An 11953-nucleotide genomic window follows, 5' to 3' on the forward strand; every position below is an offset into this window, starting at 1 on the left:
TGCTGATGCGGGGCGGCACCTCCAAGGGCGCCTACTTCCTCGCCGCCGACCTCCCCGCCCAACCGGCCGTGCGCGACGCGCTGTTGCTGCGGATCATGGGCAGCCCCGACGACCGCCAGATCGACGGCCTGGGCGGCGCCCACCCGCTCACCAGCAAGGTCGCGGTGGTCTCGCCCTCGGCCGGCCCGGACGCCGACGTCGACTACCTCTTCCTCCAAGTAGCCGTCGGCGAACCGGAGGTGACCGATCGTCAGAACTGCGGGAACATCCTCGCCGGCATCGGCCCGTTCGCCGTCGAACGCGGGCTCGTGGCGGCGGGGGAGGAGGAGACGTCCGTCCGCATCCGCATGGTCAACAGCGGTGACCGCGCGACGGCGACCTTTCCCACGCCCGGCGGGCGCGTGGACTACACGGGCGACGCCGAGATCTCGGGCGTACCCGGCACGGCCGCACCCGTGGTGATCGAGTTCCCGCCCGGCGCGAACCCGCTCCTGCCCACCGGCAACGTCCGGGACGAGATCGACGGCGTGCAGGTGACCTGCGTCGACAACGGCATGCCGACCGTCCTCGTCGCGGCCACGTCCCTCAAGGTCACCGGCCACGAGTCGCCCGCCGAGCTGGAGGCGGACGAGGAACTGGCCGAACGGCTGCGCGGCATCCGCCTGCGCGCGGGCCGGCTGATGGGCCTCGGGGACGTCTCGGACGCCACCGTGCCCAAGCTGACCCTGCTCGCCCCACCCCGCGAGGGCGGCGCGATCACCACCCGCACCTTCATCCCCGTACGCTGCCACCCCTCGATCGGTGTGCTCGGCGCGGCCGGTGTGGCCGCCGGACTGCGGATCGAAGGAAGCGTGGGTGCGGACCTCGCACGGCTCGCGCCCGGAAGCGACCGCGTCCGCATAGAACATCCCACCGGCTTCCTGGACATCGAGAGCAGCCTCGGCAGCACCCCCGAGGGTCTGCCCACCGCCCGCCGTACCGCCGTGGTCCGCACGGCCCGCAAGATCTTCGACGGCACCGTGTTCCCCCGGTCCGCCGAGACGGCACCGATTTTCCCGCACCCCCGAGGAGGTCAACGATGACTCCGCCGCTCGGCGACATCGCCCACATCGGCCACGCCCAGCTCTTCACCCCGGACCTGGACGCCAGCGTCGGCTTCTTCACCGACTACCTGGGGCTCACCGTCAACGGACGGGACGGCGACACCGTCTACCTGCGGACCTTCGACGACTACGAGCACCACAGCCTGGTGCTCACCGCCCGCGAGCAGCCCGGCCTCGGCCGGCTCGCCCTGCGCACCTCCAGCGAGGAGGCACTCCAGCGCCGGGTGAAGGCGATCGAGGAGTCGGGCGGCACCGGCAGGTGGGCCGAGGACGAACCCGGTCTCGGCAAGCTCTACGTCACCACCGACCCGGACGGTCACGAGCACGCCCTCTACTGGGAGAGCGAGCACTACCGGGCGCCCGACGAGCTGAGGCCGGCCCTGAAGAACCAGCCGCAGGCCAAGCCCAACCGGGGTGTGGGTGTACGGCGCCTGGACCACGTCAACTTCCTCGCCGCCGACGTCCTCGCCAACGCCGGGTTCCAGGAACGGGTGCTGGGCGCCCGGCCCACCGAGCAGATCCGGCTCGACAGCGGGAGGATCGCGGCGCGCTGGCTGACGTACACGAACAAGTCGTACGACGTCGTCTACACCTCGGACTGGACCGGCTCGACCGGACGGCTGCACCACATCGCCTTCGCGACCGACACCCGCGAGGACATCCTGCGCGCCGCCGACCTCGCCATCGACACCGGCGTGTTCATCGAGACGGGCCCGCACAAGCACGCCATCCAGCAGACCTTCTTCCTCTACGTCTACGAGCCCGGCGGCAACCGGATCGAGCTGTGCAACCCGCTCACGCGGCTGGTGCTGGCGCCCGACTGGCCGCTGATCACCTGGACCGAGGAGGAACGCAGGAAGGGCCAGGCCTGGGGGCTGAAGACCATCGAGTCCTTCCACACGCACGGCACGCCGCCGGTCGCGTAAGGCTCCGTCTGCCGCCCCGACGTGATGACACCCCGGGCCCGATTGTCGATGAGATTGTTGACAAAAACGTTGACGGACGTCCGCGCGGGTCTCTAGCGTCGGGGCACCCCGCCCGCACGAGAGGAAAACAAGGATGTCCTCCTCCCCCTCCCTTTCCGCCCGCGGCAGCAGACTGGCCTTCCTGGCCGTCGGCCTGTGCTGGCTGGCCGTCCTCTTCGACGGCCTCGACATGTTCATCTACGGCTCGGTGCTGCCGCACCTGCTCGCCACGAAGACCTTCGGCCTCACCCCGGACCAGGCCGGCGACCTCGGCAGCTACGCCACCTTCGGCATGCTGGTCGGCGCCCTCGCCGCGGGCACCGTCGCCGACCGGATCGGGCGCAAGAAGCTGATGGTCGCCTGCGTGACCCTCTTCTCGCTGGCCTCCGCGGTGTGCGCGGTGGCGGACGGCGTCGCCGTCTTCGGCCTCGGCCGGACCCTGGCGGGCATCGGCCTCGGCGGCCTGCTGCCAACCGCGATCAGCATGGTCTCCGACTACGCCCCGCGCGGCCGCGGCGCCCTCGTCATCGGCCTGCTGATGACCGCCCACCACGCGGGCGGCATCCTCTCCGCGTACGTCGCCAAGTGGCTCGTGGAGCCGGTCGGCTGGCGTGCCGCGTTCTGGGTCTGCGTGCTGCCGCTGCTCTTCGCCCCGGTCCTCGCCAGGTTCCTGCCCGAGTCGCTGAGCTTCCTCGTCGCCAAGGGCCGCACCGAGGAGGCCCGCGAACTGGCCGCCCGCCACGACGTCGAGCTGCCCGCCGCCAAGGCCGGCAAGGAGGGCGCGGCGGACCGCTGGGCCAACCTGGTCCACCTCTTCCGCGGCGGCGAGTGGATCCAGACCCTGCTGTACTGGCCGGCCTCCTTCGGCGGCCTCCTCCTCGTCTACGGCGTCGCCACCTGGCTGCCCACCCTGATGCGCGCCGAGGGCTACGAGCTGGGCTCCGCGCTGTCCTTCGTCGTCGTCTTCAACCTCGGCGGCATCGTGGGCATGCTGGTCGCGGGCCGCGCCGCCGACGGCTTCGGCGCCCCGCGCATCTCGGCGATCTGGTTCGCGCTGACCGCCGCCGGCGTCTTCCTGCTCAGCGTCCACATGCCGATGACCGTGACGATGATCGTCGTCTTCCTCACGGGCGTCTTCCTCAACAGCGCCCAGACGATGATCTACGCGACCGTCTCCATCCGCTCCCACCCCGACAACCGTGCCACCGCCGTCGGCTGGACCTCCGGCATGGGCCGCTTCGGCGCGGTCTTCGGCCCGTGGCTCGGCGGCCGGCTCCTCGCCGCGGACCACGGCGACTGGGGCTTCACCGCCTTCGCCCTGGCCGGCGTCTCCTCCACGGTCTTCATCGGCATCGCCGCCCTGCGCGGCACTGAGCCGACCGACCGGGCCGGCCGGCAGCAGGACCTGCTGGCCGCGCACTGAGCCGCCGGGCAGCCGGTCAGGGGCTGCCCGGCCCCGGGGGACGAGCCAGAACGCCGGCCACCGCACGACCGAGGTGCGGAGCCGGCGTTCGGTGCGGGGCGCGGTGGGCAAAAGGGCGGGCCGGGTGGAGGGGCTCGGCACGCCCGGACCGTCGCTCACGCCCCGGCACCCTCAAGGGCCTGCCGGCCACCGAGGGGTCTTCCACCCCGGCGAGCGCGGCGCGGCGGTGGCCGCCGAGCGCGGAGACCAGGGCGTCCCGATGGCACCGAAGGTGTGGCGCGACCTCACCGAGCGAGCCGAAAAGCCAGGGCGCCCCTGCCCACCCCAGAGCTCACGGGACTGTGTCGACATGCGGCTCCGCCGCGTGGTGCGACGAGCCGTACACCACAGGTCGCCGCCACGCGCAGGGGCGTACGACTTCCTGCGCGCTTCAGGCTCGGCTCAGTCCCGGCGCGCCACCAGCCGGTAGGCGTTGGACACGCCCAGCCGGTGCGACAGCGGCCGGACCGCGAAGCGGTCGAGGAGCGTGCCCGCGACCAGCGCGGGGATCCCGGCGACCAGCAGCGCCCCACGCAGCGTGCGGCGCAGCGCGTTCGGCGGTTCGGGCAGCCACGGCGCGTCGTCGCGCGGCGCCACGTGGTCCAGCGCCAGCCACACGGCGGCCAGCAGGTCCACCGGGTCGTGCGGCTCGGCGTGCTGCTCCGCCACCACCGTGAAGCCCAGGTCCGTCAGCCGCGCCCGCAGGTTGGCCACCGGCACGAAGTGCAGGTGCTGCGGCTGGAGCCAGGGCAGCCACCAGCGGCCGAGGAGGCGGGCGTAGCGGCTCTGCGGGTCCGGGACCTCGATGAGGAGGTGCCCGCCGGGCCGGACCACCTCCTTCGCGGCGCGCAGCTCGCGGTCGGGGTCGGTGCTGTGCTCCAGGTAGTGGAACATGCTCACCACGTCGTAGCGGCCCGCGAGTTCCGGTGCCAGCTCGGGGAAACCGCCCCGGTAGCCGCGCTCCACCCGGCCCTCCCGCTCGGCGAGTTCGACGCCGTCGGTGAAGTCGAGCCCGTCGAACGTCGTCCCCGGCAGCACCTCCCGGGCGGCAGCGCAGAAGTGACCGTGCCCGGTGCCGACGTCCAGCCAGGTCTTCGGCTCGGGGTCGTGCGGCAGCATCGACTCGGCCCGGCCCCGGTACATCTTCGTACGCCCGCCGAAGGTGTCGCCGAGCTTCTTCTCGCCGAGCCCGTCGTAGAAGTCCCGGTAGTAGAACTCCAGCCCCGCCGGGCTCAGCCGAGGATTCTGGAAGGTGTGGCCGCACCCCTCGCAGCGGTCCAGGACGAAGCGGCCCGGCTTGTGCTGGAGCAGGTCGGTGGTGCGCAGCCGTGTGGTCAGGCGGTCCGAGCCGCACCAGGGGCAGGTGGTGCGCCGGGGCTCGAAGAAGCGGTCCGGCCCGGCCGCGAGGTCGGCCTGGTAGCCGGGGCGCAGCGCGGCGATCCGCTCGGTGGGCTTGGTCTCGTCGCTCATCACAACTCCCTGGCCAGTTCGTCGAGACGGGCCGCCGCGGCGGATGCGCCGCCGGCGGCACGGAAGGCCGTACGGATCCGGTCGGCCGCCGCGCGGTACCCGGGTTCGTCCAGGACGGCGTCGAGGGCGGCGCCCAGCCTGTGCGCGGTGACCCGGCCGAAGCGCACCCGCACCCCGGCGCCCGCGTCCGCGACCTGCCCGGCCACGACCGGCTGGTCGTCACGGATGGGCGCCACCACGAGCGGAACCCCGTGCCACAGGGCCTCGCACACGGTGTTGTGCCCGGCATGGCAGACCACCGCGGCCGCCCTCTCCAAGAGGGCGAGCTGGGGGACGAAGGGCACCACCAGGACGTCCTTGTCGTCGGCGCCCCCGCCCAGGGTTCCGCCCGGGTCGACGACCACCCCCTGCACCCGGTCCGCCCGCTCCCGCAGCGCGCTCACACACTCGCCGAGGAAACGGCCGCCGACGTCGGTGTTCGCGGTGCCGAGCGTGACCAGCACGGTGGCGCGGCCGGCGTCGAGCCACTCCCAGGGAAAGCCGGACGCGGTGGGGCGGGCCGCGATCGAGGGACCGACCCACCGCACCGCCTCGGCCGGACCCGCCAGCTCCGGTGTGCTGAAGGCGAGCACGAGGTGCGGCGAGAACCTGGGGTCGGCGGTGCCCGCCGGATCCCCGACCGCGGCCCGCAGGCCGGCCAGCCGATCGTCCAGCCACTGCCGGACCTTGGGCAGCCCGGCCAGCGGATCGGTGAACTCGGCCGAGGTGCTCGCCGAGGTCGCCCACGGCACCCCCAGCCGCTCCGCGACCAGCGCGCCCGCGAAGGCCTGCTGGTCGGCGACCACCACGTCGGGCCGGAACTCCGCGACGGCCGCCCGCACCCCCGGCGCCATCGCCTCGGCCAGCGGCAGCAGGTACCACTCCCACAGGAACTTCAGGGCCTCCGGCCCGCGCAGCTCGGGCGGCCGGCTCCCCTCCGGGACCCCGGCGCACGCGAACACCTCGGCCCCGTCGCCCACGAGCCGCCGGACCAGCCCGGGATCGGCGCACACCCACGCCACCCGATGCCCGAGCGCGGCCAGTTCCGCGGCGACGCCCACGGTGGGATTGATGTGCCCGGTCAACGGCGGCACGACGAACAGGAACCGGCTCACCGTGCCTCCGCCACGCCCGCCGGCTCGGCGCCCCGCACGAGCTCCAGGATGTGACCGCCCACGGCCTGGGCCGCCTCCACCAGCACGGAGTGCTCGTGCCCCGGAAGCACCACGGTCCGGCAGTCCGGCAGCAACGACTCCAGCCAGGGCCCGAGTTCGGCGAGGTCGGAGTCGCCGCCGTACACGCCGAGCACCGGGCAGCGCACCGACCTGATCTGCTCCTCCGTCAGCACCCGGCTGGCCGGGATGTCGCGGCCCAGGGTGGTCTCGCGGGCGAGCCGGGCCGCGCCCCTGGCCAGGCGGGCCGTGTTGTGGCCGCGGTGGGCGGTGATCCAGGTGATCGCGTCGGGCTCGTTGTACGCCAGCTGGTGCACCACCCGGTGCAGGATGCCGCCCAGCTTCACCGCCCAGGCGGCGGTGGCCGGTTCCGACTCGATCAGTGTGACGCCGGCCGCCCGCTCCGGGTGCCGCACCGCGTAGCCGAACGCGATCGTGCCGCCGTAGGAGTTGCCGACCAGATGCACCGGACCGGTCACCTCCAGCCGGTCCAGGAGCGCCTCCAGGTCGTCGATGTTGTGGTCCAGGGTGTAGCCGTCGGCGGGGCGTTCGCTGCGGCCGTGGCCGCGCAGGTCGTACATCACGACGTCGAGGCCGGCGGCCGCGAACGCGGGGGCCACGGTGAAGTAGTAGCTGGCCAGGCTGTCGGTGAGCAGGCCGTGCACCAGCACCACGGTGGCGGTGGCCGGGCGGTTCCGCGGGCCCATCCTCTGCGCGTGCAACCGGACGGCGCCGGTGTCGACCATCGCCATGGTCAGCTCGCCTCCGCGGCCTTCGGACTCGTCACGACGTATTCGACGAGCCGTCCGACGGTCAGCTCGATGATCTCGTCGAACTCCATGCCGGCGAGGAACTCGGCGAAGTTGACCCGGTCGCCGTACCGCTCCTCCAGCAGCCCGGCCAGGGTCACCAGGTCGATGCTCTCCAGCTCCAGGTCGCGGTTGAACGTGGTGTGCATGCCGATCTCGACGTCGTCGAGGCCGTACTCGTCCTCCAGGAGCCGCGCGAGCATGGCCGTGAGGTCGGCGAGGACGGTCTCCTCGTCGGCGGTGACGGGGGTGTGGGGGGTCATCGGTCGTACTCCTTCGCTTGAGCGGGGGCCGTCTGAGCGGGGACCGTCTGCGGGCGCGCCGTCGGCGTGCGCACCGTCTGCGTTCGGACCGTCCGGGCGGAGACCGTCTGTGCGGGGACCGTCTGAGCGGGGCCCGTCGTCCAGGCCACGACGTACTCCCGGTCGGGCAGTCCGGGCGGGTTGGCGGCCGGTGCGCAGTGCACGGTGTAGGCGCGTTCCAGGCGGCCCGCGACGGTCAGCCGTTCGCCGTCAGGCGTCGCGTCGAGGACGACGAAGTCCCTGGGCCGGCCGCCGAATCCCGTGCCCTCCGCCTTGGCGACCGCCTCCTTCGCCGCCCAGAAACGGGTGAACCACAGGGCCTCGGAGTCGCCGGTGGACGTCGACAGGTCGTGCAGCAGGCCGAGTTCGTCCGCGCCGAGGGCGGTGGCCAGGGCTTCCGGCCTGCGGTCGGTGACCTCCTCGACGTCGATGCCGGGGCCCGGACCGGGAGTGTGGGGCCGTACGATCGCGACGCCCGCCTCGGCGCAGTGGGCCAGCGACACGTCCAGCGAGGGCAGGACGCGGCCGTGCACGCCGGTGACGTACGGGCGCCCCACCTCGTCGTTGTGCACCCGCAGCTCCGCCGGGAAGACCGGCCCCTCGCCGTGCTCCCACAGCCACTGCCGTACGGCGTCCTTGACCGCGATCCGGCCCAGCAGCCACTGCCGGCGCCCGCGCGGGGCGTGCTCGGCGTACTGCGAACGCTCCGCGCCGCCGAGGGAGTTGCGCATGATCAGCTCGCGGGAGGCCAGGTCCGGCCAGCGTTCGTGGAGCAGGGTCCAGCCGCCCGGCCGGGCCTCGGAGAGGGTGTTGCGCTCCGGGAAGCGCTCGACGGGACGGGTCTTCGGATCGTTGTCGAAGCGCCGGTCCTGCCAGCCGTACAGCTCGGCCCACACGGTGCCGTCGACCGTCAGCTGGACGTCGGCCTCCAGGAAGGCGTCGCTGAGCGAGGTGATCCGGACCAGGCACGCGACCTCGGTGCCGGGCTCGGGATGGGGGCCGTGGAAACGCATCTCCCGCATCCCGACCGGGAACACGACGGTCCGCTCGGCGCGGGTCGCCATGATCCAGTAGCCGAGGATCTGGCCGACGTTGTCCAGCAACGCGCCGGGCGCCGGCGGCGTCGTGATCACGCCTCGCACGTGCCGGTCGCCGATCGCGGTGAGTTCGGTGACGCCGCGGAACGCCGGGCCGTGGAACATCCAGCGGTCGTCGTAGAGCTGGGCGGCGGTGTGGTCCGGGGTGCGTTCGGCGGCGGGATCGGTGGACCAGGGAGCGGGCGGTGGGGACGGGTGGGCGGCGAGTTCGACGGTGGCGCGGGCCCGGGGTCCGAAGGACACCGCCAGCCGGTCCGGGCCCTCGGGGGTCGCGGTCACCGGGACGTCGACGGCGGGCGTGGCGGTGAGCCACTCCTCGAACCGCGCCCCGTGCACGGCCACCGGCACCCGGCCGGGGGCGGCCGCCCGTGCCGTGTCCACGATGTGCTGCACGATCGTCGTCGCCGGGACCACCGGCCACCGGTCCGCCACGTCGGGCCACCCGGGCCGCTGCGGGAAGAAGCAGTGGTCCAGGAGGTACGGCATGGTCTCGGGGGAGACACGGACGGTGGTGTGGTGGGGGGTGAGCGCCGGCGCCGGGACCGGTGTGGGGGGTGTTGCCGGGGGCGACGCGGACGGGGCCCGCACCCGGGTGCGCGTCGGCGCGGTCATGAGGGCGGCCGCCGTGTCCGCCGTGTCGTGGAGCAGCGCGCTGAGTTCGGCGGCGATCGGGGAACGGGAGGCGAGGGCGTCCAGGGGCGAGCCGGCCACGGGGCTCGCCGTGCGGGCGGGCCGCAGTTCCGTGCGCAGTTCGCCCAGCTTCTCGGGCGCGAGGGACACCAGGGCGCCGTCCAGGTCCAGTCGGACCGGTGGCCGTCCGGGCCGCAGGGCGGCGGACGGGGAGGCGGTCCGGGTCAGCGCCGGGGCCACCGATGCTCCGGCCGTCCACAGCGCGGTCGCCACCCGGCGGAGCTGGGCGAGGCCCGTGCGGTGCGGGGAGTTGGCGGGGACGACCAGGTGGTCGTGGCCGCCGAGGGTGTCGCCGACGAGGGAGCCGAGCCGTCCGGGGCCGACCTGGACGTACACCCGGTGGCCCGCCGCGTACAGGGCCTCGGTCAGCTGCCGGAACCGGACGGGTTCCAGCAGGTGCCGGACGAACAGGTCCCGGGCCCGCGCCTCGTCCTCGGGGAACGGCGCGGCGGTCGTGCCCGACCACACGGGCGTGTGCGGCGGGTGCAGCCGGAAGCGGTCGGCGGCCTCCTTGATCGGGCCGAGGTGGGGTTCCAGCATCGGCGTGTGGAAGCCGGACCGGAACGGCAGCACCTGACAGAGCACACCCCGGGAGCGGAACGCCCGCACGAAGTCGTCCACGGCCGATTCCGGGCCGCACACCATCGACTGGCCGGGCGCGTTGTCGTGGGAGAGCACCAGCCCCTTCTCGGCCCAGCCCTCGTCGCGCAGGGCGGCCAGCACCCGTTCGGCGGGCGCGCCGATCGCCCCGAAGGCGAGGCCCGGCACGGTCACGGCGTCCGGATCGAAGGCCGCCATGAAGGCGTCGACCTCGTTCCCCGAGTACAGCCCGCCCGCCGCCATCGCCGTCCACTCGCCCACGCTGTGCCCGGCGACCGCGTCCGGCACGATCCCCGTCCGGCGCAGCGCGGTGTCGAGGAGACGGCCGACGGCCACGACTCCGAGACCGTGCCGGCCGACGTCGCCGACCCGGTCGTCGTCGATCGCCGGCGCCGGCAGGCCGAAGCGGGCGGCGACGTCGTCCACGCGGGGGGTGAAGTCGCCTTCCAGGCCGGGGAAGAGGAACGCCAGCTTTCCGTGGCCGACGCCCAGCAGGGGACCCGGCCGGAACCAGACGTCGCCGCGGCCGTGCCAGGCCCGCTGCTTGGCGACCGCGCGCCGGGCGAGGGCGAGCCGTTTGGCGGTGGGGTCGACGATGCCCAGCCGGACCGGACCGGCCTGCGGGTGCGGGCGGGCGGGGTCGAGGCCCGCGGCGCGCACGGTGGCGTCGTCGGCGTCCAGAAGGGCGGCGAGACGGCCGGGGGAGTCGGCGGCGAGGAGAAGGACGGGCTCGGGTTCGGCGACGGAGGTGACCCCTGTGACCGAGGTGGCCACGGGGACCGACGTGTCCGACGCACCCGACGTGCCTGCCGTGCCTGTGCCCGCCGTCCGTCCCGCGCTCGCGCGGGGCCGTGTGGGCGTGCGTGCCCCCGGCGCCTCCTCCAGCACGACGTGCGCGTTGATCCCGCCGAACCCGAACGCGTTGACCGCCGCCCGGCGCACCGGCTGCTCGGGGGTGGTCTCCCAGGGCGCCGCCTCCTCCAGGGTCCGGAAGCGGGTGCGGGCCAGCGCGGGATGCGGGTCGTCGCAGTGCAGCGTCGGCAGCAGCGTGCCGTGATGGACGGCGAGCGCGGCCTTCACCAGGCCGGCCACCCCGGCGGCGGGCATCGTGTGCCCGATCATCGACTTGACCGAGCCCAGCACCGCCGGTTCCCCGTCGCCGGGTCCGAACACCTCGGCCAGCGTCGTCAGTTCGGCGCTGTCACCGGCCGGGGTCGCGGTGCCGTGCGCCTCCAGCAGACCGACCGAGCCCGGCGCGGCCGGATCGAGTCCGGCGGCCCGCCAGGCCTGCCGTACCGCCTGCGCCTGACCGCCCGGATCGGGGTTGACCAGACCGGCCGCCCGGCCGTCGCTGGCCACTCCGGTGCCCCGGACGACGGCGTAGATCCGGTCGCCGTCGCGCTCGGCGTCGGCGAGCCGCTTGAGGACGACCACGCCCGTGCCCTCGCCGATCAGGATGCCGTCGGCGGCCCGGTGGAAGGGGCGGATGCGCTGGCTGGGGGAGAGGGCGCGCAGCTGGGAGAAGACGCTCCACAGGGTGATGTCGTGGCAGTGGTGGACGCCTCCGGCGAGCATCACGTCGCAGCGGCCCGTGGCCAGTTCGCCCACCGCCTGGTCGACGGCGACCAGGGAGGAGGCGCAGGCGGCGTCCACGGTGTACGCGGGGCCGCGCAGATCGAGCCGGTTGGCGACCCGGGAGGCGGCGAGGTTGGGCACCAGCCCGATCGCCGACTCCGGACTGTCGGGGCCGAGGCGGTCGGTGAACGCCGCCCGGACCCGGGCCAGTTGGTCGTCGGTCAGATCGGGCAGCAACTCGCCCAGCGTGCGGACGAGTTGTCCCGCCGTACGCACCCGCTGGTCCAGTCGGACCAGGCCGGGCGTGAGGTAGCCGCCGCGACCGAGGACGACACCGACGCGCCCCCGGTCGGCAAGGCGGTCCACGCCGCCCGCGTCGTCGAGGGCGGCGGCTGCCACGTGGAGCGCGATGAGCTGGTCGGGCTCGGTGCCGGCGACCGAGTTCGGCATGATCCCGAACCGGGTGACCTCGATGCGCGCCAGCCCGTCCACGAACCCGCCCCGCCGGGCGTACACCCGGTCGGCGGCGGCCGGTTCGGAGGCGGTGCCGGGACGGTAGTAGTCGGCGTCCCAGCGCCCCTCCGGCACGTCGCCGATCGCGTCCACGCCGTCCCGCAGGTTCCGCCAGTACGCGTCGAGGTCGGCGGCGCCCGGCAGCAGCACGGCCAT

The 11953-nt window shown here is 74.1% G+C and carries 8 protein-coding genes; 3 read left to right on the forward strand and 5 right to left on the reverse strand.

The window, feature by feature from the left end:
• Positions 1 to 5 precede the first annotated feature (5 nt).
• From ACPT94_RS35915 to ACPT94_RS35925, 3 genes are all read left to right on the forward strand, one after another.
• On the forward strand, positions 6 to 1082 hold the full coding sequence (locus ACPT94_RS35915; protein ID WP_360346628.1) for a 4-oxalomesaconate tautomerase: 1077 nt from the start codon (positions 6 to 8) through the stop codon (positions 1080 to 1082).
• Positions 1079 to 2029 (forward strand): catechol 2,3-dioxygenase, encoded by a 951-nt coding sequence (locus ACPT94_RS35920; RefSeq protein WP_360346586.1) that lies wholly within the window; start codon positions 1079 to 1081, stop codon positions 2027 to 2029. The genes ACPT94_RS35915 and ACPT94_RS35920 overlap by 4 nt, the downstream gene beginning before the upstream one ends.
• A gap of 133 nt (positions 2030 to 2162) precedes the next feature.
• Positions 2163 to 3491 (forward strand): MFS transporter, encoded by a 1329-nt coding sequence (locus ACPT94_RS35925; RefSeq protein WP_360346584.1) that lies wholly within the window; start codon positions 2163 to 2165, stop codon positions 3489 to 3491.
• 441 nt (positions 3492 to 3932) lie between these two features.
• Here ACPT94_RS35925 and ACPT94_RS35930 read toward each other — a convergent pair whose 3' ends face one another.
• The 5 genes from ACPT94_RS35930 to ACPT94_RS35950 are packed head-to-tail and all read right to left on the reverse strand — an operon-like array spanning position 3933 to position 11953.
• Positions 3933 to 5000, reverse strand: coding sequence for a class I SAM-dependent methyltransferase (locus ACPT94_RS35930; protein ID WP_360346582.1), 1068 nt, complete (start codon positions 4998 to 5000; stop codon positions 3933 to 3935).
• A complete protein-coding gene (locus tag ACPT94_RS35935) occupies positions 5000 to 6154 on the reverse strand; it encodes a glycosyltransferase (RefSeq protein WP_360346580.1) in 1155 nt (384 codons plus the stop codon). Before ACPT94_RS35935 ends, ACPT94_RS35930 begins: the two co-directional genes overlap by 1 nt.
• Complete coding sequence (locus tag ACPT94_RS35940) at positions 6151 to 6963, reverse strand: alpha/beta fold hydrolase (RefSeq protein WP_360346578.1); 813 nt, start codon at positions 6961 to 6963, stop codon at positions 6151 to 6153. Before ACPT94_RS35940 ends, ACPT94_RS35935 begins: the two co-directional genes overlap by 4 nt.
• 2 nt (positions 6964 to 6965) lie before the next feature.
• Positions 6966 to 7283 carry an acyl carrier protein gene (locus tag ACPT94_RS35945; protein WP_360346576.1) on the reverse strand — a complete coding sequence of 106 codons (318 nt, stop codon included), beginning with the start codon at positions 7281 to 7283 and terminating at the stop codon, positions 6966 to 6968.
• Complete coding sequence (locus ACPT94_RS35950; RefSeq protein ID WP_425247797.1) at positions 7280 to 11953, reverse strand: beta-ketoacyl synthase N-terminal-like domain-containing protein; 4674 nt, start codon at positions 11951 to 11953, stop codon at positions 7280 to 7282. Before ACPT94_RS35950 ends, ACPT94_RS35945 begins: the two co-directional genes overlap by 4 nt.

It is taken from the genome of Streptomyces aurantiaciflavus (assembly GCF_049808595.1).
Lineage (GTDB): Bacteria > Actinomycetota > Actinomycetes > Streptomycetales > Streptomycetaceae > Streptomyces.